The following is a 26,324-nucleotide window of genomic DNA, read 5'->3' as shown; positions in this document are numbered from 1 at the left end:
ACTCTAGTGGTTATAAGCGCTGTTGGAAAGTAGGCACACTTTTGATATATAGGGATAAAAAGTATACTAATGGAGTGTTTGAGGATGACGACTCAGCAAGAACGGAATTACCGGTGTACCGTCGAAGCAACAATTGCAGTAGCGGGTGGCAAGTGGAAACCGCTGATCATTTACTATCTGCTCACGGGAACCAAGCGGTTTGGCGAGCTCCGTAAGCTTATCGGCGGAGTCACACAGCGCTCATTGACGTTACAGCTCAGGGAACTGGAAGCCCATGGCATTATTTCCCGGGAAATATTTGCTGAAGTGCCTCCACGCGTCGAATATTCACTGACTGAGCTGGGTTTTACGCTTGCGCCTGTACTCGACACGATGAAGAGTTGGGGGGATACCTATATATCCTGGCAACAAAGGAATGATAAATAATCAAGATTCTGTCTTTGGGTGTTGTCTTTGCGTTTTAGCGACTCAGGCCGAATTGTGCGGGCAGACAGGGTTTCATGTAACGCAACAACATGTGAACTGGCTTACATTTTTGACCTGCATCACAATTTATAGTGACAGAATTGTTAAATCACGCATCTCATCATCATGGCATCCATTAAAGACGTAGCTAAAAAAGCGGGAGTATCAACGGCTACCGTATCGCGGGTGCTGAATAATCACCCCAGCGTGATACCTGAAACCCGCAAAGCGGTACGTGATGCCATGGATTACCTGTGTTATGTGCCCAGTAAGAGCGCTTTTCAGCTGAGTGGTAAATGTTCCGGGCTGATTGCCGTCGTCGTGCCAAACCTCGTCAATCCTCACTTTTGCGAGTTGCTGGCGACTTTTGAAGAAGAGGCAAGGTACATTGGAAAATCGGTGATCGTTAAGACACACCAGAACCAAGCGCAACAGGATAAGCAGATTATCCACACCTTAATTGGTATGGGGATTGACAGTTTGCTCTGGGTGCCAACAGAAGCAGAGGCCGAACTTTCTGAATGGTTAACCGCCACCCATATTCCGGTTGCGGTAGTCACGCAGGTTTCACGTTTTTTTAATTCTGTCTCTATCAACCAGAGTAAAGGTGCGGAAAGTATTGCGGAACATTTTATACAAACCGGGCATACCACCTTTGGGTTTGTTGCCCAGGAGGGCGTTGATAATCGTAAAGTCTCCGCCTGGAGTAAAAAAATTACCAGTCAGGGGCTGACTTTCAATAAAGAGAACCAATTCTGGATAGCGAAAGGAGAAGGGGAAAGAACATCGGGCCATATCAGTATCCTTGACAAGATTATCGAGAAATTAGCACTCCGGCGAAACGAATGCTCATGCCTTTGGGTATATAACGATGTCGCTGCCAGCTATATTATCGACGGCTTAAAGAAGCAGGGGATTTCTGTTCCTCAGGATATTGCGATCGCCAGTTTTGATAATACATTACTGGCGCAAACAAAGGGTATTACCAGCGTTGCACAGCCGATACATGAAATTGCACACCTGGCATTCCAGATGGTTAAAAATCAAAGCAAACAAGAAGGGATCGAAATGTATGAAATTGTCTCCCGGTTAATTATACGTGAGAGCAGCGTCAATATGGACATCACGACTTTTTAATTTCTATATTCCATTATTTAACGTTGCCGGAAAGATAAAACCTATTCCCTTTCTGTTATCAGTACGGGCATGGGTCATCACAACCCGTGCTTCAAATTTATGACTGCGCATTATCGAGGTAATATTATGTCTGCCACTGTAATGGAAAAACAAAGTGCTTACGCAAAGTTGAGTCTAAAAGAAAAGATCGGCTACGGAATGGGGGATGCCGGCTCCTGTATGATCTGGAGCGTGCTGGCACTTTATCTGACATGGTTTTATACCGATGTCTATGGTTTAGCGCCAGGCATTGTAGGGACATTATTCCTGGTAATACGTATTTTTGATGCCTTCAGCGATCCCATCATGGGGGCAATTTGCGACCGGACACACAGCAAATGGGGTAAATTCCGCCCCTGGTTATTGTGGATGGCTGTGCCCTTTGGCCTGGGTGCCATATTGATGTTCACCACGCCTGATTTAAGCATGAACGGAAAAATCATTTATGCGTGGGTGACTTATCTGATTATGTCCTTGATTTATACTGCCATTAATATTCCCTATTGCTCGGTCGCAGGCGTGATTACACTGAACCAAAAAGAACGACTGGGTTGTCTGTCATGGCGTTTCTTTCTCAATGGTCTGGCGACACTTATTGTCTCCTCAACGATTTTACCGTTGACCGACTGGCTGGGTAACGGCAGCCGTGCCTCCGGTTTTCAGCTGACGATGACGATCATGGGCGGAGCCGCGACGTTGATGTTTTTGTTCTGTTTTTCCAGTATTAAAGAGCGTGTTGTTTCACTTAAGCCCAACGATTCCCTGCTGAAAGATTTAAAAGACATTGCCAGGAACGACCAGTGGTTATTGATGATTTCGATTACCTTTCTGAACGTTTTTCCTGCATTTATTCGTGGTGCAGTGACCATTTATTACGCAACCTATGTTATGCATGCCTCTGTGGGATTCATTACGTTGTTCATGGCGCTCGGCGTTGCCTGCAATATGTTGGGCAGTGTGATAGCGAAGCCACTTACTGACCGCTTTGATAAAATAAAGCTATTCCGGATTATTAATATCATCCTGGGTATCCTTTCTTTCGCATTATGGTTCGTGGACCCGTCATCACTGACGCCGCTGTTAACCCTGTTTATCATCATTAATATTCTCCATTTAATTCAGTCCGGACCCATCCTGTGGGCCATGATGTCCGACGTTGATGACTATGGCGACTGGAAATTCGGCAAACGCCTGACCGGTATATCCTTTGCAGGTAATCTTTTTATGCTCAAAATGGGGCTGGCGGTCGCCGGGGCCATCGTCGCCTGGATATTATCCTTCACCGGTTACGTTGCCAATAAACCTGAACAAAATGCGCAGACAATACAGGGCATCGTTATCATGTTCTCGTTACTGCCGATGATAAGTTATTTTATCAGCGCGTTCATAGTGCGTTATTTCAAATTGAATAATACTCTTCTCGAAAGAATAAAGGTTGATCTCGCAAAACGCGAACTGGAAAACGGTCCGGATCAGTCGCAGGGATTGAAAGATATTCCTGTGCATTAATGTCCGCGGGGGTGCTTACGACTGTACCTGATACGTTGCATCACAAATTTATCTCTTATTAATGTCAAAGAAGGATGTTAAAAATGTCGAGTCAAAACTATTATGATGTCACTGACTGGAATCAAGGTAATCCGTATGAGGATATTGGCGAGGTCATTAACAGTATTATCGCGGATATTAAAAGCCGGCAAACGGATACGAATGTTAATCAAGGCGGAAAGCCGGGGGCGGTTATTTATATTCCACCCGGTGATTATCCTCTCCTCACGCAAGTTGTGATAGATATCAGCTATCTGAAAATCATGGGTTCCGGGCATGGGTTTACCTCTTCAAGTATCCGGTTTAATACACCTGAGAGTGAATGGGTTAACTGGCACGAAGTGTGGCCAGGTGGAAGCCGTATCCTTGTTGAACTGCCTGCGGGCGTGGGTACTGAAGAATCCGACGGTGCCGCTTTTTACATCGCGCGCAGCGGGGATCCGCGGATAAGTTCGGTCGAGTTCGCTGATTTTTGCATCGATGGTTTGCATTTTGTCGATGACGGTTCAGGAAATGATGATCCTGAAAACACCTATCTCAACGGTAAAACGGGGATTTATATTGCCAGTGCGCAGGACTCATTCCGCATCAGCGGCATGGGCCTGGTGTATTTAGAGCATGGCGTGACGGTCTATAATGCAGATGCTCTGGCGATACATAATAATTTCATTGCTGAGTGTGGTAACTGTATAGAATTACGTGGGTCGGGTCAGGCCTCAAAAGTCACCGATAACCTGATAGGGGCGGGTTACAGAGGTTATTCAATTTATGCGCAGAACTTTGGCGGTCTTCTGATTACTGCAAATAATATTTTCCCGCGCGGCAAAAGCAGTATCCATTTTTCGGGCGTAGTACGCTCGTCCGTCAGCAGTAACCGGTTCCATTCATTTTATCCGGGAATGCTGGTCTTTGAGGGCAGTTGTTCAGAAAACCTGGTATCTGCAAATCATTTCTTCCGTGAGCGTGAACCCTGGGGCCCGATGCAGCCTTACAATAATGGTTTAGATGATTTGTATGGCCTGCTGTATATCAGCGGCGATCATAATTCGATCATTGCCAATCATATTTCGGAAACGATAGATACTCAGTACATTACACCGCCAGGAGCGAAACCGGTGATAATACGAGTGGTATCAGGTCAGGGGAATTATATTTCTGATAACCATGTTGTTGCTACAACCGAAGCATCGCAAGTGCAGGCCGCTACCGGCTCCTGTTTCTCTACGCAAGTGAGCGCGCTACTGGCGACTCAGGGGTTGCAAGCGCTTGACGTGACCACTGTACAGATTGAAAAAGAGTCGCTTCAGAATATCATCCTCGATTCCGGTCATGATGCTCAGGTTGTGGCGGACAAGACAGTCAACGCCTTCAGGCCTACTCCTGTTCCGGACCTGCCGGTGTAATAGCGGCAGTAATACCTCGTTATTATCGCTATTCCTGCATCAGACGGGCGCTCCCGTCTGATGTACCAGAAAGAAAAAATCATCAATAACCGCCAGCTTATCAAAGGCGTTATTCAGTTCTGACGTCTTTTTGCTTAACCAAAGCGGGAGTGATGAGTTAATACAAACGTAAGGCCCGCAGAATAATCCACGGGCCTTTGAGGCTAAGACATAACTACATAACAATCATGCGATTAAAGTCACTAATCATTGTCATGGCTATGTTTACCCCCTTTTTTACCGGCTTCGCTTGCGCGTTCACGGTCATTAGCGAAGTTACCCCCGCTTTTTTGTCCGCCTTTTTTACCGGCTTCTGATGCTCTTTCTGGATCTTCTGCAAAATTACCGGAACCACCACGATGTTCGGCCATAATGTCCTCCTATCGGATTTTAACAGTTATTTATTGGTAAGATTACCCTTAACAAATATTCTTATAAAGATGATATTCCTTAAGAGCCAAAGCTCACTTTAAATACTAGCTAAAATTAAAAATCTGTCAAGAATCTCTCACTGAAAATTTAATAAAAATAAATCTATCACTTATAGGAATTACCTTATTTTTGCTTCTGTGGTAATTATGTAACCGACTGTTTTATAAAATTTTATAAACAGTATTCAATGGATGTGTTAATATCAATGCGTCGAATTTATATCCTTTTATCTCCTGATTCCGGGGCATTGTGCGGGTCATCTTTTTTATAGTCTGGCTGGGGGTTTTCCTTATCTCTTTTATGGTCAGACTGAGTGTTGTCAGGATCACTATTTTTAAGCATACCGCCTCCGATGAGCCTTACTAAGAAATCATAAGTATAGTTATGGATAATAAATTCTTGCTCTGAAATGATCGAGAATAGGATTACTCTGATCAACGAAGTGTTTATGTTTTGCTTTATAAAATTTACTGATTGATATATTAAATCATTACCTGATAAAGTTATTTCGTCCGCCTTCATGATTATAGATTATTATTTTCCTTCACTTTTTATCTTGCCGCGAAATACCCAAAATGCCCAGCTATGATAAATAAGCGTGACCGGAATAACAAAAGCGATACCGGTGAGAATGAACATTTGTGTTATGTCGCCTGACGCCGCCTGATGTAAATTCATTCGCCCCGGAATGAGCTCGGGATATATGCCTGCCGCGGTCTGTATAACGATGGCTGCCAGCAAAATAAGGGAAAGGGCTAACTGTATGAACGGACTCAATTTCTGTAAGGCAGAAAGTAAAAACAGCCATAACAGAATAATCAGTATGATCAGCCCTTTACCCCAGGCCAGTTGCCATACATGCTGCCACGGTGCGGGGTTGATACATTGTACGACCAAAAACAGCCCCAGATTCAGCAGTAAAAAATAACGGGAAAATCTGAGGGTACCTTTTACCTTACCGTCACCGACACGCCAGCGGATCCAGCCGCAGCCCAGTAACAGATACACAAAGATCAGCCCCAGACCACTGAGCACAGGATATAAGCCCAGCCAGGAAAATGCGTCAGCGGAAAACCTGCCGCTGACGATCAAACCTGCGCAGGCTCCCTGGCAATATGCTGCGAGAGCAGAAGAAACAGGCAGGAGCTTATCAAGCCAGCGACGGGTCTCCACCGAGACGGTTTCCCGATATTCCAGTGCTACCGCACGTAAAATCAGACAAAACAACATCACAAATACCGGAATATACAGGGCGCTGAAAAGCAGGGCATAAGCGGCAGGAAAGAGCGCGAACAGTCCGCCTGCCAGCAACACCAGCCATGTCTCATTGGCGTCCCAGATGGGCAGCATTGACTTAACAATGGACCGCTTTTGCTCCTCATCTTCAAAGAAAAAGAGCAGCATTCCGGCACCTAAATCGGTGCCGTCGAGCATCAGATACATCAGCAGCGAAAACAACAGTACCGCCGCTGAAAGATCGGCTAACCACTCCATGACGCGCTCCTCAGGTTGAGGTCGGTATCGCAGTCACGACAACGTCCGGTCCCTGAGGTAAAGGAGCGGACGCGTAGCGCAGAAAATGCCGCAAACCGAAACCGAAGACCAGACCATAAACCAATATCACACCGCAACATGAGGTGATGACCCATGACAGCGGTATTAAAGACACACTTTCAGCGGTGCGCAGCATGCCATAAATTGTCCAGGGCTGACGACCCAGTTCGGTGACCAGCCAGCCCGCCAGCAGGGCAATAAAACCTGAAGGGGACATCCACACCAGCCACCAGAGCAGCGGTCTGGCGTAAAATAACCTGCTACGTTGGAGCCGGTATGCGGCAATCCCGCTGGTTATCACCATCAGTAATCCTAATCCCACCATGATGCGGAACGAGAAAAACACTGCCGCGACGGGCGGGCGTTCCTGCGCAGGAAATTCACTCAAACTTTTGATATGCCCGGTCAGGTTGTGACGCAGATAAAGAGAACCGATCGTGGGTATCGCCACTTCCAGCCGATTGTGTTGCGACTGCTGATCCGGCCAGGCAAACAGCCGCAGGGGTTCCCCTTCGCCGGTAACCGGCTGATGCCAGCTTCCTTCCATGGCGGCCACTTTTTGTGGCTGGTAGTGAAGCGTGTTTTCCCCATGCTGATCCCCGACTACAATTTGTACCGGTGTTGCAATCAGCGCGAACCAGAGGGCTGCTTTAATCATGATCCGTGAGGCGGTTTCTGCCGGATGATGAAGCAGACGCCACGCGCTGATGCCGGCAATCATAAACGCGACGGCGATCAGCGAAGCCAGCACCATATGGAAAAAGCGCAAAGGGAATGAGGGGGCAGAAAGCAACGCCAGCCAGCTTGTGGGATGAAAAATACCGTTCGCATCGCGTACAAATCCGGCAGGCGTCTGCATCCAGGAATTGGCGGCAAGGATCCAGAAGGCGCTAAATAACGCCCCGGCCGCAACCAGACAGGTGATAACAAAATGCCACTTCGGCCGGATCTTCCCCATCCCGAATAGCATGACACCCGTCAGCCCTGATTCCAGAAAAAAAGCGATCAGCACTTCATAAAACAGCAGTGGCCCGATAATACCCCCCGCTTTTTGCGAAAATACCGACCAGTTAGTGCCGAACTGGAATTCCATCACTACGCCGGACACGGCGCCAACGGCGACGGTGATGGCAAAAATTTTTAACCAGAAGTGCAGGGCAGTACGCGCGGCTTCCTGCTTACCCCACAGCCAGCGGGCCTCGAACCATACCAGAAATGGTGCCAGACCTAAGGTCAGCGCGGCCAGCGTGATATGCATCGCCATCGTGAGCGCAAATTGTCCGCGTGACAGCAGCAGCACCCAGTCAGTTTCACTCATGCGTCTCTTTACCGGTATTTCGGGTCACAGGTTTCTGCTCTTCTTTCTGTATCTCTTCCCCAAAGGCTTTCAGGCCGTTAACGATCGGCATCAACCCACGCCATAAATCCTCATCATTGAGCAGTTTCATCATGCCGAGCACCCCGGGCGCCGTCTCTTCCTTTTTCGGTTCGTCATGGCTATTGTCCTGGCGCACCGCCATCACACCTGATTTCAGTGCCTGTAAGAGATGATTAAAATGTTCCGGCGGGATTTTGCTCAGCGTCATAAACAGCAGGGAAAGGTTTTGCATGGCATTCTGGCCGCCGGGCTGATTCAGCCCGGATACCAGAATGCTGGCGATATCCGTATTGGCCCGCACGACATCGTTCAGCAAACGTAAAAAACCATGCTCATGCAGGCTCTCCGTTAAGGTATGCAGCATGTCCTGTGCGGTTGTCTCGGTGCGGGCAGGCGGCACCTGATATTCCTGTCGTTCAGCCATTAGAATTTCTCCGGATGTTCAACATGTTCAGGCGGCAGGCGATAACCGTCCTGACGCCATTTGTCTTCTGCCGGTACATGGTTGATCGGGTTGCGCTGACCATGGCGGAAGTTTTCCCGCGGCAGGGGATCAGATTGCGGCGCCCGGTCCAGTTTTGTCATCCTGACCGCGATTTCTTTGTAAGCCGGGGTATTCACAACCGGATCGTGATGCTCGCCGGTCAGGCCGTTCACGCCGGGTTTTCCATGATGGATGGGGATAAACAGCACGTTACCGGCCACGCGATCCGTAATAACCACCGGCACCTCCAGTGAGCCGCGACGGGAGGTCAGGCGCACCCAGTCGCCTTCCCGTAACTGACGCTCTGCCGCCAGCTGAGAGCCCACTTCCACATACCAGTTTGGCGAAAGGGAAGTGATCCTTCCTCCTTTGCCTGTCTGGTTGGTTGACTGGAAGTGTTCAAGCATGCGTCCGTTATCGAGCAGCAAATCGTATTCGCTGTCGGCCTGCTCCATGGGCGGATGCCACTCAAGCGGATACAGCCGCGCTTTGCCGTCAGGAAATTTGAATTTGTCGGTATACAGCAACGGCGTACTTTTACCGTCGGCGCTGACCGGCCAAAGCTGCGACTGCCATCCGGCCAGGCGTTCATAACTGACCCCGGCAAAAATCCCGGCGATGCCTGCCGCTTCCTGCATAATCTGGCCAGGGTGCTGGTAATACCAGGGATGACCGAGTTTTGAAGCCAGCATCGTCAGGATTTTCCAGTCCGGGAGGCTTTCACCCAGCGGTTTCATCACCTCATAAAAACGCTGGATACGTCGTTCGGTATTCACGAAGGTGCCTTCTTTCTCTACGGACGGGCAGCCGGGCAGCACCACATCCGCAAATTCAGCCGTGCGGCTCATAAAGATGTCCTGCACCACCATAAATTCCAGTTTGCTGAAGGCTTCATGAACTTTCGTCGAATCAGCGTCAGAAAACGCGGTCTCTTCCCCGATGATGTACATCGCCTTCAGTGTGCCTTCGTCGGCCTGTTGCACCATTTTATAATTATCGGCGCCCGCCTTGTCGGAGAGCGCGGCAGGGTCGACACCCCAGGCTTTTGCCCATTTTTCGCGCATCGCCGGATCGGTGACTTTTTCATAGCCGGGATAGACATTACTCAGGCAACCGAAATCACTGGCTCCCTGAACATTGTTGTGGCCGCGCATCGGATAACCCCCGGTGCCCGGACGGCCATAATTGCCGGTCACCAGCAGTAAATTCGACAGCGCCGTGCTGGTATCGGCTCCGTGGCTGTGCTGGGTGATCCCCATCGCCCACAGCAGACAGACGCTTTTCGCCTGACCGATCATCTCCGCGGCTGCGACCAGCGCTTCGACACTCAGGTCGGTGATCTCACTGGCATATTCCAGCGTGAACGGCGCAAGAGAAGCATAATATTCATCGACCTGATTCACCCGGCGATTCAGGAACTCCTCATCAGCGTAACCGTGGTCAAACATGTAACGTGACATGGCCGAAGCCCAGACCAGATCGGTCCCCGGCGTGATTTGCAGGAACAGATCTGCACGGTCGGCCATTTCATGCCGCCGGGGATCGACCACCAGCAGTTTTTGCGACCGGTGTTTATGCGACTGCTTGATATGTGAAGCAATCACCGGATGGTTTTCCGCCAGATTACTGCCGATCGTAATGATCAGATCAGCCTGCTGCATATCTTTGATGGTCCCCGCATCGCCACCATAGCCGACCGTGCGGAACAACCCCTGTGTGGCCGGGTTCTGGCAGTACCGTGAGGAATTATCTACATTATTGGTGCCAAAAATCAGACGGGCTATTTTTTGCGTCAGATACGCTTCTTCGTTGCTGGCCTTGCTTGAGCCGATAAAACCGATGGCGTCTCCGCCATGACGTTGTGCGATTTCACGCAACCGGCGGGCAACGGTCTCCAGCGCTTCGTCCCAGCTGGCAGGGCGGAAGCGTCCATTTTCGCGGATCAGTGGTGTGGTCAGACGTTGCGGACTGTTGACAAAATCCCAGCCAAATTTTCCTTTTACGCAGGTCGAGATACCGTTTGCCGGTGCCTGCGCCACTGGCTGCACTTTCAGTATATGGCGGTCACGCGTCCACATTTCGAAACTGCACCCTACGCCGCAATACGTACATACCGTTTTAGTTCGTTTGATCTCCGCCTGCCGCAGTGCATTATCGATCAGGGAAATTGCCGTGACCGGCTCCGCGCCAATACTGTTCTCCAGCGCTTTAACGAAATCGATCAACGGGCGCTTTACTGGTTCAGGCATGGCAGTAAACGGACCGGCGTCCGGTTGCATAGTTTTTTCCATCAGCGCGTTGCACGGACATACCGTGACACAATGACCACAACTGACGCAGCTTGAACCGGCGATTTGTGTCCCGCCATCCCAGCGTACGCGCGGGTGGGCTTCGGTATAATCGATAGTCAGCGTTTCATTCACCTCAACATTCTGGCAGGCTTCAACGCAGCGACCACAGAGAATGCACTGATCCGGGTCGTAAGTATAAAAAGGGTTAGAATGGTCTTTCCCGTAGGGTTTTCGCTCGAAAGGGTAATACTGAATCGGGATATGCATGTCAGCGACCGTATTGTGCAGGGTGCAGTCACCGGTATTGTGTTCGCAAACCGTACAATACAGCTCATGGCGGTTAAGTATGCGATCCATTCCTTCTTCCTGCGCTGCGCGCATGGCTTCACTCTGACTGTTTACCGCAAGACCATCATAGGTAGTGAGGGTGCAACCGCGCACTTTTTCACCATCCGCTTCTACCCAGCACACATCGCAGGTTTCCAGCGGTGGCAGCGCAGGGTGATAACAAACATGCGGCAGTTTTTTCCCATGTTCATCAAGAAAATCAATTAACGGTTGATTAATGCTCCCGGTTAAAGGCTCGCCGTTATACATAATCGTACAAGTCTGTTGATTCATTTCGCCCCCGCTTTCCCCGTTAATGAAAAAGGCATTTTCCCACCCCGCTGGTTTGTAAGGTTATGTATATGAGCTTAGCCAAAATGCTTTTTTCTTCCATTAACAGACTCAGAATCATCTATTCTTCAGATAATTCTGGCGTTGAGAGAGGGGGGTTATAATCAGGATGGGTTATCTTATTGATATATTTAACGACAAAATCATGAATACGTAAAACAATATATGGCGTGATTTGCCCTGTCGATAATAGGCAGAGCAGGCGGCATATGAACCAGGGTGGAATTACCGGTCTCTGGCTGTATCTGACTGCCTGCTGACACGCCTTTTCATGACATCATGCTACCTGTACACGACCGTATCACAACTTTTTGTCGCCTGATTCCGGTGCGTCTGAAGGGTGGTCTTTTTGATAATCCGGTTGAGGGTTATCTCTTTCCCGCTTATGAATATCCTTGTCACGTTCATGATCATGCCCGGGTTTACTTTTATCTTGCGCGCTGATAACTGACATCACAATCACCTCCTGTTGTCTTGAATGAGCATAAATTATAGCGAATGCATTTCATTGTATCTTTATTAAAACAGAGTACAGGAGTTGTCTTAAAACTGAACTTAATAGCAAATTCATGTTTGTATTAAATAATTATCTACCCAGGGACATTTATAATAAATGGTTATTACGAACTTATAAGCTTGCATATCATAAAATATTATCCAGACTTTAAAAGGTGTTGAAAGTCATCAGGAGGGTATTATGAATATAAGCAACCAAGAGATCATTGATGAATGTTATCAGTGCGCTGAAGCATGCGATCACTGTGCTGCATCCTGTCTTAATGAAGAAGATATAGGCATGATGAAAGCTTGTATCAGGCTTGATATCCAATGCGCCGCGATGTGTCGTCTGGCAGCACAATTTCTGGCGATCCAAAGCGGCTACGCGCAACAAATATGTTATCTCTGTGCAGATATCTGCACCGCCTGCGCTGAAGAATGCTCACAACATCAGCATGACCACTGTCAGAACTGCGCGCAGCGCTGCCGGCAGTGCGCCGATATGTGCAGTAAGGTCGCCGCGTAAATTTCCTTCCGTAAAAGGCCTGCAATGCAGGCTTTTAGCAATCAGGCTTTCAAGTCCTTTCGCGCGACGTATTGCATGAAAGATAATAATCCATACTTATTAATAAATAATCAGCATACAGCTAGAGCATCAAAGGTGGTGACGCCGTGCACAACCATCACTGGCATCGTAATCTGGCTCAGAGCAAAGATGAGTTCTACCCTTCATTTCACTATCCATTTAGCAAATCATTAGTTACAACATACAAATGATTATCTTCTACTATTCCGTGCAAATCTGAGACTGCTGAGCGACCCCTGAACAAAGCACCGTGCACAGCGGTAATACCTGAGCGCCCTGAAAAGCCGTGCCGCCCCGGGCCAAAGGCCCGGAACAAAGGGGCTTTAAAAGTGAATGTTGTAACTATTAAAAATGTGTCGCTTTAAGAGATGTGGCTTTAATTTTGAAGTACACGGGGTCCGCTTGGAAAACGGAAAATATCCTACGTTAAGCCTGTTCTTTTATCAGGGGCTGCTTTGAGCTGTGAAGTAGACATTACTGTCTTACAAGGCTGGAAAGAGCATCTGTTTAGATGCCTCCTTACGGCAGCTAATTATCCGGTAGCCTCAATTAGATTATATTGTTGACAATGAGGATGACATACATCATCCTCATTTTGGATGATGACTGTCATCCAAAATATTTTCAACCAGATGGTCTGCGCACCCGATACTTCTGGTGTCAACTGTCCTCGAACGAAGGAATCTTTCATATGAGTGCTCCACTGACCCAGTTTACTATTACCGAGGCGGTGCCTGGATACTGGCGTATAACCTTCAACAATCCGCCGCTGAACTTTTGCGATCCAGAAACCCTTATCGAGCTGCAGCAGATCGTCGGTCTCATCGAGTCCGATGACACGTTGCGGGTAGTCGTGTTCGATAGTGCTGACCCGGACTTCTTCGTCAACCACTACGACGTTTCCCGGTTCTCCGATTTTCCCCTGACGCCGGGGCCGACTGGGCTGCCGACGTTCATCGATACCACCACACGATTGACCGACTCCCCGGTAGTGACTATCGCGTTGATTCGGGGGCGAACCCGGGGCGGCGGTTCTGAGATTGCTCTTGCATGTGACATGCGCTTTGCCAGCCTGGAGCGAGCGATCTTCGCTCAGATCGAAGTCGGGGCAGGCGTCTTCCCGGGGGGCGGCGGAACTGAGCGCCTGCCACTACTCGTCGGACGGGCCAGGGCACTCGAAATCGTTCTCGGAAGTGACGATTTCGACGCTGCAACGGCAGCGAATTACGGGTGGGTGAACCGCGCACTTCCGGATGACCAGCTCGACGCTCATGTCGACAACCTCGCTCGGCGCATCGCGTCGTTCGACAAGCCTGCGCTTGCCGAGGCTAAGCGGCTAATCAACCGTAGAACCCTGCCGTCTGCTGATGACTTGATGGAGACACAGGGCGCATTCCTTAACGCGTTCTCTTGGCCGACGGTCTCTGAGCGGGGAGCTCGGATAGCGCAAAAGCGCGACGAAGTGGGGTCAGACTTCGAGGCACGCATGGGTTATCACCTCGGCAATCTCAGCACCGATACCCAATGATACCAACGTCGGCCCCCTGAAGGGGCCGACGCCCTGACGTCCGTTTACCTTAAGTGGATCGTTATCAAATTTGTCAGATGTCGCATCGCGGCCATAGGTTTATTCATGGGTAGTTCAAAAGCAGACAAAGCGGCAAGCCACGATCGAATCGTGGAAATCGCTGCGGCTCGAATGCGCAGCAGTGGCATAAACGGTGTTGGAGTCGCGGAGCTGATGCGGGAAGCCGGACTGACACACGGCGGGTTCTACCGTCATTTCGCATCCCGAGATGAGCTGGTCGGTGCTGCAGTAGAACGCGCGTTGGCTCAGGGAAGTGCGCGGACTGTGGCGACGTCCGGCCAGGGTGGCAGACGAGCGCTCGAAGCGATCATCGACGACTACCTCAGCCCAGCCCACCGCTCCCACCCTGAGGCCGGATGCGCAGTGGCCGGGTTGGCCGAGGATGTTTCGCGCGCGGACGACCGAACCCGCTCTGCCTATCGACGTCAGGTCAAGCAATACCTCGAGCTTCTGGCTGAGTTGACGCCGAGTACGGACGCCGCTGATGATCGACGTCGCTCTTGCCTGGTACTCAGCGCACTGGTTGGCGCCCTTGTCATGGCACGAGCAATCGGCGAAGGTAGCCTGTCCGATGAAATTCTCTTCGAGACCGCAACGGCACTGAAAGAATTTTAGCAGCCCGCATAGCGTGTACTTGTGCGGTGAGTAAAGCACTTGCATTGACCTCTGGAAGCCACAGCACAAAGCGGCCGATCAAAACCGGTAGTGTCTGAGGCAGTTTCTATATTCAGGATTGCCGCTTCCCTACTTTTACTCTGAGTATGGTTTGCCGGGTTGTATTAAATTCTCGCGCAATGGCGCTGGTACTTATCCCGGTATTAAGACGTTCTGTCACTACTCTTTTTTGTTCCTCGCTCAGGACTGGTGGGCGACCAAAACGTTTACCTGAAGCTTTAGCTCGAGCAATACCTACATGGGTGCGCTCAAGAAGTAAGTCTCGTTCGAACTCAGCGACAGCAGAAATAACCTGCATGGTCATTTTCCCCGCGGGACTGGTGAGGTCTACTCCGCCCAAAGCTAAGCAGTGAACACGAATATCTGAATCTGCCAGTTGTTCTACTGTTTTTCTGATATCCATCGCATTTCGGCCCAGGCGGTCAAGCTTGGTGACTATCAGAACATCGCCGTTTTCCATACGGTCAAGCAGCCGGGCAAAGCCCGGCCGTTCACTGGCCGCCACCGAGCCGCTGATTTTTTCCTCAATCAGTCGCTGGGGCCTGACAATAAAACCCGCAGCTTCAATTTCCCGGCGCTGGTTTTCTGTGGTCTGCTCCAGAGTGGAGACCCGGCAGTAGGCAAAAACTCGTGACATTAGAAACTTTCCGTACGTAAAGGGTGTCCGAATTATAACGCCTGTACGAAATGAATTTCTCTTACTTTCGGACATATATAAGAATTGATGTACGAAACCGACCGGTTTCGGTCAGTTTAAAGCGATAACTCATATAAACTATATGCAGAGGAAGCATTTATGCCACGGAGACAAATACTCAGTAGTGAAGAAAAAGAACGCTTGTTGATTGTGCCGGATGATGACGTATTTCTGACGCGCATGTGCTTTCTGAGTGAACATGACCTCGCGCTCATTAATAAACACCGCAGGCCAGCTAACCGTCTGGGCTTTGCAGTTTTACTCTGTTATTTGCGAGGACCAGGGTTTCCTCCCGACAAAAGTATTTCACCTCACGACGGTGTTGTCTTCAGGCTGGCGGCTCATTTGAAAGTCCAGTCTGATTTGTGGGCCGAGTATGCATCAAGAGAGGTCACCCGCTGGGAACATCTGGCTGAACTCTACCGCTACCTGGAATTATCCCCTTTTAACCGGGCGCTGCAAAAAACCTGTATTCGCCACCTTTATCCCCACGCCATGCGGACAGACAGAGGTTTTTTACTTGCGGAGGAAATGCTCTCCTGGCTCCACAATAATAAGGTTATTTTCCCCTCTGTTGAAGTGATCGAACGAACCCTGGCCGAAGCAACAACACTTGCCGACAGGGCGGTTTTTTCTGCGCTTACCGCGCAGCTTGAACCAGGGCATAAAGCGGCACTGGACCGTCTGTTGGTATCTGAGGGTGAGCAACCTTCACGGCTGGCCTGGCTGCTCCAGCCTCCGGGAAAAATTAATGGTAAAAATGTCCTGCAACATATCGACCGGTTAAATGCGATTGAGTCGCTGGTACTCCCTGACGGCATTGCACTTTCCGTTCACCAGAACCGACTCCTGAAACTCGCACGCGAAGGCAGGAAAATGAATAGCCGGGATCTGGCAAGATTCACGGATGTTCGCCGTTATGCCTCGCTGGTTTGTATCATATCGGAGGCCAGATCCACCCTGACTGACGAAGTTATTGATCTGCACGAGCGTATTCTGAGTAGTCTGTTCAGCAGGGCAAAACGTACTCAGGCCGAGCGACTCCAGCAAACGGGAAAGCTGATTCAGAGTAAACTGAAGCAATACGCTACCGTCGGGCAGGCATTACTTAACGCCAGAGAATCCGGGGAAGATCCCTGGGCCGCAATAGAAGACGTCCTTCCCTGGCAGGAATTCATCAACAGCGTGGAAGAGACGCGGTTCCTGTCACGTAAGGACAACTTCGACCCGTTGCATCTGATCACAGAAAAATACAGTACGCTGCGTAAATACGCCCCCCGGATGCTGTCCGTGTTGCAGTTCAGGGCTGCACCCGCCGCAATGCAGCTCAGTGACGCATTGGATACCGTCAGAGATATGTATAGAAAACAACTCCGAAAAGTACCGCCTTCCGCGCCAATCGGGTTCATCCCGGAAAGCTGGAGAAAGGTTGTGATCACCCCCACCGGCATTGACCGAAAATATTACGAATTTTGCGTGCTGAATGAACTGAAGGGAGCCTTACGTTCAGGTGACATCTGGGTAAAGGGGTCACGCCGCTACAGGAATTTCGATGATTATCTGATCCCGTCAGGCGATTTTGAAAAATCACTCAGGGATAACCAGTTACCCCTTGCTGTTCCGGCCGATTGCCATGAATACATCAAGAGCCGTTTGACGCTTCTTGCATCGCGTCTGGAAGAAGTTAACGCGATGGCGCTGGCCGGTGATTTACCCGATGTTGATATATCGGATAAAGGCGTGAAAATTACCCCGCTGGATAACAGTGTCCCTTCAGCAGCATCCCCTTTTGGCGATCTGGTTTATGGCATGCTCCCTCACCCTAAAATTACTGAAATGCTGGATGAAGTGGACGGCTGGACTGGTTTTACCCGCCATTTCACACACCTTAAAAACAATCACGTCAGACCTAAAGACAGAAAGTTGTTACTGACCACCATCCTGGCCGATGGTATCAACCTTGGACTGACAAAAATGGCCGAATCCTGTCCGGGAACGACCAAATCGTCGCTCGAGGGCATTCAGGCCTGGTACATCAGGGATGAAACCTATTCAGCTGCGCTGGCCGAGTTGGTCAATGCCCAGAAAAAACGCCCTCTGGCGGCATTCTGGGGCGATGGAACAACGTCATCGTCTGATGGACAGAACTTTCGGGTGGGGAGTCACGGGCGTTATGCTGGTCAGGTCAATCTTAAATACGGTCAGGAGCCAGGCATGCAGATTTATACGCATATTTCGGACCAATACAGCCCGTTTTACACCAAAGTCATCAGCCGAGTGCGGGATTCAACACACGTACTTGATGGTCTGCTGTACCACGAAACTGATCTGGAAATTACAGAGCATTACACCGACACAGCAGGTTTCACTGAGCATGTTTTCGCGCTAATGCATCTGCTCGGATTCGCTTTTGCGCCAAGGATCCGGGATCTTCATGACAAACGGCTGTTTATTCATGGAAAAGCTGAGTTGTATCAGGGGCTTCAGTCAATCATCTCGACAACCAGCCTGAATCTAAAGGAAATTGAAACCCACTGGCATGAGGTGCTGCGTCTGGCTAGTTCTATAAAGCAGGGAACGGTAACAGCATCACTGATGATGAAAAAGCTGGCAAGCTATCCGAAACAGAATGGTCTGGCAAAGGCGCTGAGAGAGTTTGGGCGCATCGAAAGGTCATTGTTTATGCTGGACTGGTTCAGGGATCCTTCACTGCGTCGACGCGTACAGGCAGGGCTGAATAAAGGTGAGGCTCGCAATGCCCTTGCGCGAGCGGTCTTTATGCATCGGCTGGGTGAAATCAGAGATAGGAGGCTGGAGAATCAGAGCTATCGAGCCAGCGGTCTGACATTGCTGACTGCGGCGATCTCACTGTGGAATACGGTATATATAGAAAGAGCGATAGATTCTTTGAGACGGAAAGGGATCGCGATTAATGAGCAACTGATTTCTCATCTGTCTCCACTGGGATGGGAACATATCAACCTGAGCGGGGATTACGTCTGGCGAACAAACCTAAAACTGGGACAGGGTAAATACCGCGCATTACGCTCAGTGGATAGTAGCCTGTACAAAAAACATGCTTAGCGTAGGATATTTTCCGTTTTCCAAGCGGACCCCTACACGCCCGTAAGCGCCAAAGGCGCTAACGCGGAGATACGCCCTGGCTTCGCCAGGACCACTCCGACAGCGTACCTTGACGTTTCATTGCTGTGAAGCGGGGAGCGTCTGGCAGGGCGAGGGGTGAGCATCGGTGTTACCTATAAAACCAAGCCTGCCCGCTACCGCCCCAAAGTAGGCCTCTTCGATCGCGTTAAATCCAACCGTGGATTTAGCGCGACTTTAAAGTTAGATCACGCCTTGTTTTCGAGCTCAGGGATACCGCTGCTACGGTCTGCATATGCAGCCTGGAAACTTGGACGCTGCTGCCAGCGCTGCCAGTATGCGTCCAGGAACTCGAAACGTTCGTCCAGCGGCGTAGCATTCACCGGGAACTTCGAGAACGCGATCGCGGTTGCCAGCGTGATGTCGGCGAAAGTAGGCTCGTCGCCCCCCAGCAGCCATTGGCGTCCGTCTGAAAGATGTTTGTTGACCAGTGCAGCATGGGCCAACGCTTCTTTACGGCAGTGTTCGCCCCAAGCTTCGTTCTTCGTCAATTCGAGTTTGAAGCCGAGACCGGTATGCAGAACGTGGAAAGCCGTGACGATTCGATACAGGATGTGAACCCAGATGCGGTTATCCCACATGTTGTCCAAGCCCTGTTCCAGCGGCGTATCCCCCATGATCTTGCGGCCGGGGTAGGACTGGTCCAGGTAACGGACGACAGCTGCAGTTTCGGAGATATAGCTACCGTCAGCGAGCTCGAGGGTCGGCGTCTCACCCCAAGCATTCATTTTCAAGTGACGCCATCCACGCTGTTCGCCAACCGGCGTCATGTCGTAAATAGTCTCCTGGAACTGATCAGCGATTCCCTTTTCATGCATGAACAGGCGCAGGCGCTGTGGATTAGGGAAAGCCGAAGGCGAAGTGAAAACGTTCAGTTTGCTGGTCATTGTGTCGCTCCTAAAAGTAAATTGAGGTGTAGGTCAAAACCGTGCACTGCTTGAGTAGCGCGGCCTTGTCACGGTGTTGCTGAAGCTGTAGACGTACTTTAATGCGTTGTTCCTGGTTGATAAACCATGTAATAATCAATTCATTTATTACAAATGGTAATCAATATGGCAGCAGGTAACCCACTTCAGCTTGGCAGTATTGAACAGTTCTGCAGAGCAGCGGAGACCGGCAGCTTCACCAGTGCGGCTGAGACTCTCGGTCTGACGCCGGCCGCAGTCAGTCGGTCGATCAGTCGGCTCGAGCAGCGCCTCGGAGTACGTCTTTTTTTGCGGACCACCCGCGCCGTCAAGCTTACAACTGAGGGCGAGCTCTATTGGAAAGAATGTCATCTAGCGCTTGAGCAAATCGCCGAGGCTGAGCGAGCGATCACGGGTTCACAAACCGTCCCTAGCGGACCGCTACGCATTAGTGTCAGTGCTGCTTACGGAACGTTTCGCCTTTTACCCTTGATGCCCAAGTTCACTGATCTTTATCCGCAGATCGATATCGAGATTAGTATCTCGGACAAAATAATCGACTTTGTTGAAGAAGGCTTCGACCTGGCAATCAGGCTAGGCGTTCCGCAAGATTCGCGTCTTGTCGCCTTCAAGCTTGAGGACGCCTCGCTTGGGGTATTTGGAACTCCGACATATCTTGCAAAAAAAGGTGAACCATACCGTATTGATGAGCTCAACCAACACGATTGCATCCAGTACATATCACCGAATACAGGGCGCCCGCTGCAGTGGCTGTTCACCGATGAATTAGGTACTTCAATCGAGAAACAAATAACGAGCCGGATGCGCGTACTTAATGATGCGTTAGGGGCTGTCGCTTGGGTTAACGCGGGCGGAGGCCTTTATCAAACCTATCGCTTTGCAGTGGGAGACGCTTTAAGGCGTGGAGACCTTGTAGAGGTCCTTCAAAAATACGGCGGCTGCTCTCGCCCTTTTTCGATTCTCTACCCCCAGAATCGTCATCTATCGGCGCGAGTACGCGCATTTGTTGAGTTCTTGCGCTCAGCAGTGAAATCCTGACTTATAGGATGCGCTCGATATCGAAGTCGCAGCTTTTTTAGCACGATCAGACGTTCTCTCAGCGTCTGCCAGCGGCCCAGGCTGTGTAAAAATGCGAAAGCATAATGTTTTCAGGGGTCGCTTTACCATTCCCTACCTCGCATCCGGTAGTGGCAACGTGGCTCAAATGAAAATACGAACAGGCTGCTCAGACAATATTTTCCAAAAGGAACTGACTTATCGGTTCACAGCCAGCAAAGACTTAACAGTGTTGCCAGACAGCTAAATAAAGGATTTTGTGTATAAATCATACCGTTGAGCATAGGGTTCAGATGAAGAAAGAAGAAATTCATCAGCATCTTGATGAAGCGTTGGCACAACAGGCACATTTATAGGCAGACTATTATGGTTAAAAAAACCACTTCAGAGCAGCGTCGTGAACTCGGTGCTTTCCTTGTAAGCCGGCGCGCACGCCTTAATCCTCAGGACTTCGGCATGCAACAGGGTACTCGCCGTACACCCGGTTTACGTCGTGAGGAAGTCGCCGTCCTGGCTGGAGTCAGTGTGAGTTGGTATACCTGGCTTGAGCAGGGGAGAGAGATTAAACCTTCGGCAGATGCACTCCAGCGTATAGCCAAAGTTCTTAAACTTAACAGAATTGAATCATCCCATCTTTTTGCCCTTTCACCGCGCGAAGAGCCGGTACCCCATCCCCTCGCGGATGGTGTGAGTGATGGCCTGAAAAGTTTAGTGCGCGCTATCGATCCCATTCCGGCATATGTGAGAAATGCCCGACTTGATATTCTCGCCTGGAATGATGCTATTGCTGATTTGTTTATTGATTATGGATCGCTGGAACCTCATGAGCGTAATACGTTGCGACTGCTGTTTCTATATCGTCCGTATCGCACGCAGATCCTAGATTGGGAGCAGATGGCACGAGGGATGATCTCCGTTTTCCGCGCATCACGTGCCCATGCTCAGGACAAAAAGCCTTTTGACCATCTCATTAAAGAACTCTCTGAAAAAAGCCCGGAATTCAAGGAGTGGTGGCTGGATACGGAAGTGAAAGGCATGGGAGAGGGGAGCAAGCGGCTTTTGCATCCCACTTCCGGACATATTGAATTTACCTACGTTGCACTCACGCCAGAGGGGAGACCCGACCTCTCTCTGGTGACCTATATTCCCCGGCACGTTGCCTGTGACTCCCGGTCATAGGATAACAAGACGCCTTCCAGGGATGATTCGACCTGCCTAAACTGGATTTTATCGAAGCACACAACGTGCTTCTCTTAAACCGTTTATGAGGCAAAAACTATGTCATCCCAACATGTTACACAGAATATGCTTTCTATTGATGTCGCGACTTCACGTAATCCTGCGACGGACGAGTTGATCGCGACTTATGCATTCCAAACTGCAGACGAAGTAGAAGGCATGCTGGCAGGTAATAACGCGGCTTTTCGCCTGTGGCGTGCTACTCCCATGTCTAAACGCGTAGAAGCTTATCGTCGTTTATCCGCGATTCTGCGCGAGCGCTCAGAAAATTTGGCAGGGATCATCACCGCTGAAATGGGAAAAACCCTCGCTGCAGCCCGCGCAGAAGTTGAGAAGTGTGCAGCGACTATTGATTGGATTGCCAGCAATGGCCCGGCAATCCTCGCAGATGAGCCTGTTTCTGTCGAAAATGACGATCAGGTACATGTCTCCTATCTGCCGATTGGCTCAATTTTGGCCGTCATGCCCTGGAACTTCCCTTTATGGCAGGTCATTCGCGCTTCGGGCCCGATTATGTTGTCGGGTAACGGTTTTATCCTCAAGCACGCGCCCAATGTGATGGGCTCTGCCTATGCTTTGCAGGATGCTTATGAGAGTGCAGGCTTCCCTAAAGGTTTATTCGCCAATCTTATTGCTGATAACGAAACTGTTGCAAAAGTGATTGAGGATGATCGCATTGCAGCAGTCACATTGACGGGGAGTATGCGGGCGGGTTCTGCCGTATCGGCGATTGCAGGCAAAGCATTGAAAAAAAGCTTGCTTGAGCTAGGTGGATCAGACGCATTTATTGTGCTGGCTGACGCTAATATTGATTTGGCTGTTAAAGCGGGTGTTGAAGCGCGATTCCAAAATGCGGGCCAGGTGTGCTTAGCCGCGAAACGGTTTATTTTGGAAAAACCCATCGCGGAGGAATTCACACAAAAATTCATCGCGGCCGTCAGACTGTTGAAAGTTGGCGATCCGCTGGACCCGCAAAATAGAATCGGGCCAATGGCGCGAAAAGATTTGCGTGATGAATTACATCATCAGGTAGAACGAACTCTCGCAGCCGGCGCGACACTTCTTCTTGGGGGGAATAAAATCTCGGGCCCCGGCAACTTCTATGAGCCTACCGTATTGGGCGAAGTAGGCCCGGGAATGGCTGCATTTGATGAGGAAACTTTCGGCCCTGTTGCAGCCATTACTGTCGCAGATGACGTCGAGCATGCCATTGAACTGGCAAATACCAGCGATTACGGCTTAGGGGGCAACCTTTGGACCAGCGATGTTTCCCGTGCCCAGCGAATCGCGAGGCGCTTAGAAACAGGAGGCGTATTCATCAACGGATTTTCTGCCACTAATGCCCGCATCCCGGTTGGTGGTGTGAAAAAGAGTGGGTATGGTCGCGAACTCTCGCACTTTGGCCTGCGTGAATTCACAAATGCTCAGGCAGTTTGGGCAAAACAAGTTGACTAAGTGCATTATCGATACGTGAAAAAACGCAGTTGAATACGCAGTAAAATGAGTGGATTATCTCATCGTGCCAGGCACCCGCTATGAGAAGGTGCCTGGCACATAAAAGATGAAAAAGTTTTATTAACTATCTGTAGACGACCGGTCTATTCAGTGTTAGCTTACTCACATGGCAACGGCACTAAGCGACATAGCACGATAGCCGTTCCGCTGGAATGAACAGCGCACAGAGTTGGCCGGAATAGCAGGCACGGGTATAACATTTTTATTTAAGAAAATATTAGACGACTGGTCTAATTCAACTATCACTTTGAAATACTGGAGAGTAATGATGAAAATTCTGATGGTCTTAACCTCACACGACAAACTGGGTGACACCGGCCGCAAAACCGGCTTCTGGCTGGAAGAACTGGCTGCACCTTACTACGCCTTTAAAGACGCAGGCGCAGAAATTACGCTGGCTTCACCGAAAGGCGGTAACCCGCCGTTAGACCCAAAAAGTAATGAGCCTGACTTCCAGACCGAGCAGACCCACCGCTTCGAGGCAGACGCAGAAGCAACCGCACACCTGGCGTCAACGGTTCGTCTCGACAGCGTTTCACACGCTGATTACGACGCCGTTTTTTATCCCGGTGGACACGGCCCTTTGTGGGACCTGGCCGAAGATAAACACTCCATCGCCCTTATCGAAGCCTTCCTGGCGGCAAACAAACACGTCGCTCTGGTCTGCCATGCGCCTGGCGTGCTGCGCCACGTTAAAACCCCGGAGGGAAAACCGCTGGTAGCAGGCCGTAAGGTCACCGGTTTTACCAACAGCGAAGAGGACGCCGTGGGCCTGACGCAGATTGTGCCTTTCCTGGTAGAAGACGAGCTGATTGCCAAAGGCGGGATTTACTCGAAAGGGGCGGACTGGAGTTCTTATGTTGTTACTGACGGCCTGCTGATCACCGGGCAAAACCCAACCTCCTCTACCGAGGCGGCAGAAGAACTGATTAAACAGCTGGGTGCATAACGGTTAATCACGTGGGGAGGGAGTTCTTTAAGCCCTCCCCACTGAGCAAATCTGGACAACATTACACACCTGAATGTCCGTCCGCTGGCCTGTAAGGCAGGGTGCCATGATGTCAGGGTATTAACTTAAAAAATGACAATTGAAGGAAATTCATCATGTTTAAGAAATCGTTTACTACTCTGGCTTTAAGCCTGGTTCTGTCTGTTTATGCTCAGTCTTCAATGGCTGCGCCGGTAAAAAACATCGTTCTGGTACATGGCGCTTTTGTTGATGGTTCAGGTTGGGATCCGGTGGCTCGCATTCTGAATAAAGCAGGCTACAACGTGTCGATTGTTCAGGAGCCGCAAACCTCGCTGGCTGATGATGTCGCTGCGACTCGACGCGTTCTGGCATTACAAAGTGGTAAATCACTGCTGGTTGGCCATAGCTACGCCGGGATGATCATCAGTGACGCGGGAAATGATCCCTCTGTTGCCGGTCTGGTTTACATCGCAGCGTTCCAGCCGGAGCAAGGTGAATCATTGCTGAGTCTGGCCAAAAAATATCCGCCAGCCGCTCAGTCAATTACTGAAACGCCAGATCACTTCCTTTATATCAAACCGGAAAATTTCCATGCGGACTTTGCAGCTGACTTGCCCGTCAAAGAAACAAATCTGTTGGCGCAATCTCAACTCATGCCTGCAGTAGCAGCATTCACTGCCCCGGCAGGCGTTCCTGCATGGAAAACGAAGCCTAGCTGGGCCGTGGTGGCGACGCAGGATCGTGCTATTAATCCAGAACTGGAGCGCTTCATGGCTAAACGTGCGCACAGCACCGTCACTGAATTGAAAGGCAACCATGCTATTTACGCATCACAACCGGAAAAAATTGCGACCCTGATCGAAAAAGCGGCACTAAGTTTATCTCAGTAAACATCAGTGAAATGCTGTTCTGACCAGCCATTATTTGAATGATTGCCAGGTGTAAAAGCAAACATACGAAAAAACAATTCTAAATTAAATGCTCCGCCCATGAGGCGTCGCCAACAGAAAAGAGAATAAAGAGATGAAAACTATTCAGGTGAAAGACGGTTCTAAGATTGCATACAAAGACTTTGGCAAGGGACAAACCATTATTTTCTCCCACGGCTGGCCATTATCAAGTGATGCATGGGACGCGCAAATGTTGTTCTTCGGTCAGCAGGGGTTCCGTGTCATCGCTCACGATCGCCGCAGCCATGGCAACTCGAGTCAGACGTGGGACGGCAATGATATGGATACCTATGCTGAAGATTTATCATCACTCATCGAACAGTTAGATCTCAAAGACGTTGTTCTGGTTGGACACTCGACTGGCGGTGGTGAAGTCGCACGCTATATCGGAACGTATGGCTCGGCACGCGTCAGCAAAGCCGTACTTATCGGCGCAGTACCCCCGGTTATGCTGCAAAGTGAGAAAAATCCTGGCGGTCTGCCTATGGAAGTGTTTGATGGCATCCGTGCTGCGGTCGAAAAAGACCGTTCTCAGTTCTACAAGGATTTAACCACGCCGTTTTTCAACTATAACCGTTCATCAGAGACGCCTTCTGAGGGTGTGAGAGAAAGCTTTTGGCTTCAGGGGATGCGGGGTGGGATCAAAGGTCAATATGACTGTATCAAACAGTTCTCTGAGGTTGATTTCACTGATGACCTCAAGAAAATCGATGTGCCAACCCTGATCATGCATGGTGATGACGATCAGATCGTTCCGCTGGCTGACTCTGCCATTCTGTCCGCGCAACTTGTCAAAGATGCGCAGCTCAAGGTCTATGCTGGATTTGGCCACGGGATGACAATCACCCAAGCCGGGACGATTAATGAAGACCTGCTGCGATTCATTGAAGAGTAAGCGACTGAACATGGCGCAACGTCTTACCGTATTATTTCAGCGGGTGGCGATAACCATCTGTACGGTACTGCTGAAATCTACAAATAAGCGTGAGCAAATGGAATAGTTTTATCTTGCCT

At 49.9% G+C, this 26,324-nt stretch carries 23 protein-coding genes and 2 pseudogenes; 16 read left to right on the top strand and 9 right to left on the bottom strand.

The window, feature by feature from the left end; genetic code table 11:
* Positions 1-84 precede the first annotated feature (84 nt).
* The 4 genes from RAHAQ2_RS24430 to RAHAQ2_RS24415 all read left to right on the top strand — a co-directional run bounded on the left by RAHAQ2_RS24430 (position 85) and on the right by RAHAQ2_RS24415 (position 4,592).
* The gene (locus RAHAQ2_RS24430; RefSeq protein WP_014333891.1) at positions 85-426 is read left to right on the top strand and encodes a winged helix-turn-helix transcriptional regulator; all 342 of its coding nucleotides are present in this window, start codon (positions 85-87) and stop codon (positions 424-426) included.
* A gap of 165 nt (positions 427-591) precedes the next feature.
* On the top strand, positions 592-1,602 hold the full coding sequence (locus RAHAQ2_RS24425; RefSeq protein WP_014333890.1) for a LacI family DNA-binding transcriptional regulator: 1,011 nt from the start codon (positions 592-594) through the stop codon (positions 1,600-1,602).
* 126 nt (positions 1,603-1,728) lie between these two features.
* Complete coding sequence (locus RAHAQ2_RS24420; protein ID WP_014333889.1) at positions 1,729-3,150, top strand: glycoside-pentoside-hexuronide (GPH):cation symporter; 1,422 nt, start codon at positions 1,729-1,731, stop codon at positions 3,148-3,150.
* 83 nt (positions 3,151-3,233) lie between these two features.
* Positions 3,234-4,592, top strand: coding sequence for a NosD domain-containing protein (locus tag RAHAQ2_RS24415; protein ID WP_014333888.1), 1,359 nt, complete (start codon positions 3,234-3,236; stop codon positions 4,590-4,592).
* A gap of 242 nt (positions 4,593-4,834) precedes the next feature.
* Here the strand turns inward: RAHAQ2_RS24415 and RAHAQ2_RS24410 are convergent, their stop codons facing one another.
* The 7 genes from RAHAQ2_RS24410 to RAHAQ2_RS25740 all read right to left on the bottom strand — a co-directional run bounded on the left by RAHAQ2_RS24410 (position 4,835) and on the right by RAHAQ2_RS25740 (position 11,902).
* Entirely contained in the window at positions 4,835-5,002 is a 168-nt protein-coding gene (locus tag RAHAQ2_RS24410; protein ID WP_014333887.1) for a con-10 family general stress protein, read from the bottom strand.
* Positions 5,003-5,279: 277 nt separating this feature from the next.
* Positions 5,280-5,585, bottom strand: a complete 306-nt coding sequence (locus tag RAHAQ2_RS24405; protein WP_037041246.1) for a hypothetical protein — start codon at positions 5,583-5,585, stop codon at positions 5,280-5,282.
* A gap of 12 nt (positions 5,586-5,597) precedes the next feature.
* Positions 5,598-6,557, bottom strand: coding sequence for a cytochrome d ubiquinol oxidase subunit II (locus tag RAHAQ2_RS24400; RefSeq protein WP_014333885.1), 960 nt, complete (start codon positions 6,555-6,557; stop codon positions 5,598-5,600).
* A 10-nt stretch (positions 6,558-6,567) separates the two neighbouring features.
* Positions 6,568-7,935, bottom strand: a complete 1,368-nt coding sequence (locus RAHAQ2_RS24395; RefSeq protein ID WP_014333884.1) for a cytochrome ubiquinol oxidase subunit I — start codon at positions 7,933-7,935, stop codon at positions 6,568-6,570.
* Positions 7,928-8,419 carry a helical membrane plugin domain-containing protein gene (locus RAHAQ2_RS24390; protein ID WP_014333883.1) on the bottom strand — a complete coding sequence of 164 codons (492 nt, stop codon included), beginning with the start codon at positions 8,417-8,419 and terminating at the stop codon, positions 7,928-7,930. Before RAHAQ2_RS24390 ends, RAHAQ2_RS24395 begins: the two co-directional genes overlap by 8 nt.
* A complete protein-coding gene (gene fdhF, locus RAHAQ2_RS24385; protein WP_014333882.1) occupies positions 8,419-11,391 on the bottom strand; it encodes a formate dehydrogenase subunit alpha in 2,973 nt (990 codons plus the stop codon). The genes RAHAQ2_RS24390 and fdhF overlap by 1 nt, the downstream gene beginning before the upstream one ends.
* A gap of 358 nt (positions 11,392-11,749) precedes the next feature.
* Positions 11,750-11,902 (bottom strand): hypothetical protein, encoded by a 153-nt coding sequence (locus RAHAQ2_RS25740; protein WP_014333881.1) that lies wholly within the window; start codon positions 11,900-11,902, stop codon positions 11,750-11,752.
* 243 nt (positions 11,903-12,145) lie between these two features.
* Between RAHAQ2_RS25740 and RAHAQ2_RS24380 the strand changes: the two genes are divergently transcribed.
* The 3 genes from RAHAQ2_RS24380 to RAHAQ2_RS24370 all read left to right on the top strand — a co-directional run bounded on the left by RAHAQ2_RS24380 (position 12,146) and on the right by RAHAQ2_RS24370 (position 14,735).
* Positions 12,146-12,472 (top strand): four-helix bundle copper-binding protein, encoded by a 327-nt coding sequence (locus RAHAQ2_RS24380; protein ID WP_014333880.1) that lies wholly within the window; start codon positions 12,146-12,148, stop codon positions 12,470-12,472.
* A gap of 751 nt (positions 12,473-13,223) precedes the next feature.
* Entirely contained in the window at positions 13,224-14,060 is an 837-nt protein-coding gene (locus tag RAHAQ2_RS24375) for an enoyl-CoA hydratase/isomerase family protein (protein ID WP_014333879.1), read from the top strand.
* Positions 14,061-14,165: 105 nt separating this feature from the next.
* Positions 14,166-14,735, top strand: coding sequence for a TetR/AcrR family transcriptional regulator (locus RAHAQ2_RS24370; protein ID WP_014333878.1), 570 nt, complete (start codon positions 14,166-14,168; stop codon positions 14,733-14,735).
* Positions 14,736-14,847: 112 nt separating this feature from the next.
* On the opposite strand, the gene RAHAQ2_RS24365 is transcribed toward RAHAQ2_RS24370, so the two are convergent.
* Positions 14,848-15,432 carry a recombinase family protein gene (locus RAHAQ2_RS24365; protein ID WP_014333877.1) on the bottom strand — a complete coding sequence of 195 codons (585 nt, stop codon included), beginning with the start codon at positions 15,430-15,432 and terminating at the stop codon, positions 14,848-14,850.
* Between the two features lie 159 nt (positions 15,433-15,591).
* On the opposite strand from RAHAQ2_RS24365, the gene RAHAQ2_RS24360 reads away from it, so the two are divergent.
* Entirely contained in the window at positions 15,592-18,576 is a 2,985-nt protein-coding gene (locus RAHAQ2_RS24360) for a Tn3 family transposase (protein ID WP_014333876.1), read from the top strand.
* Between the two features lie 266 nt (positions 18,577-18,842).
* On the opposite strand, the gene RAHAQ2_RS24355 is transcribed toward RAHAQ2_RS24360, so the two are convergent.
* Positions 18,843-19,541 (bottom strand): glutathione S-transferase family protein, encoded by a 699-nt coding sequence (locus tag RAHAQ2_RS24355; protein ID WP_014333875.1) that lies wholly within the window; start codon positions 19,539-19,541, stop codon positions 18,843-18,845.
* Between the two features lie 165 nt (positions 19,542-19,706).
* Here RAHAQ2_RS24355 and RAHAQ2_RS24350 point away from each other — a divergent pair, with 165 nt between their 5' ends.
* From RAHAQ2_RS24350 to RAHAQ2_RS25405, 8 genes and pseudogenes are all read left to right on the top strand, one after another.
* Positions 19,707-20,618 (top strand): LysR family transcriptional regulator, encoded by a 912-nt coding sequence (locus RAHAQ2_RS24350; RefSeq protein ID WP_037041252.1) that lies wholly within the window; start codon positions 19,707-19,709, stop codon positions 20,616-20,618.
* Positions 20,619-20,768: 150 nt separating this feature from the next.
* A pseudogene (locus RAHAQ2_RS25665) lies at positions 20,769-20,885 on the top strand (IS30 family transposase); the annotation flags it as partial.
* Between the two features lie 117 nt (positions 20,886-21,002).
* Positions 21,003-21,815, top strand: a complete 813-nt coding sequence (locus tag RAHAQ2_RS24345) for a helix-turn-helix transcriptional regulator (protein ID WP_014333873.1) — start codon at positions 21,003-21,005, stop codon at positions 21,813-21,815.
* A 99-nt stretch (positions 21,816-21,914) separates the two neighbouring features.
* Complete coding sequence (locus RAHAQ2_RS24340) at positions 21,915-23,330, top strand: NAD-dependent succinate-semialdehyde dehydrogenase (RefSeq protein ID WP_014333872.1); 1,416 nt, start codon at positions 21,915-21,917, stop codon at positions 23,328-23,330.
* Positions 23,331-23,658: 328 nt separating this feature from the next.
* Positions 23,659-24,339 carry a type 1 glutamine amidotransferase domain-containing protein gene (locus tag RAHAQ2_RS24335; protein WP_014333871.1) on the top strand — a complete coding sequence of 227 codons (681 nt, stop codon included), beginning with the start codon at positions 23,659-23,661 and terminating at the stop codon, positions 24,337-24,339.
* Between the two features lie 155 nt (positions 24,340-24,494).
* The gene (locus tag RAHAQ2_RS24330; protein ID WP_014333870.1) at positions 24,495-25,250 is read left to right on the top strand and encodes an alpha/beta hydrolase; all 756 of its coding nucleotides are present in this window, start codon (positions 24,495-24,497) and stop codon (positions 25,248-25,250) included.
* 133 nt (positions 25,251-25,383) lie between these two features.
* A complete protein-coding gene (locus tag RAHAQ2_RS24325) occupies positions 25,384-26,205 on the top strand; it encodes an alpha/beta fold hydrolase (RefSeq protein WP_014333869.1) in 822 nt (273 codons plus the stop codon).
* A pseudogene (locus RAHAQ2_RS25405) lies at positions 26,206-26,292 on the top strand (YdgH/BhsA/McbA-like domain containing protein); the annotation flags it as partial.
* Positions 26,293-26,324: the final 32 nt, after the last annotated feature.

This window comes from Rahnella aquatilis CIP 78.65 = ATCC 33071 (genome assembly GCF_000241955.1).
Taxonomy (GTDB): Bacteria; Pseudomonadota; Gammaproteobacteria; order Enterobacterales; family Enterobacteriaceae; genus Rahnella; species Rahnella aquatilis.
Note: the sequence above shows the minus strand (reverse complement) of the source record. Positions and strands in the feature narration are given on the sequence as shown.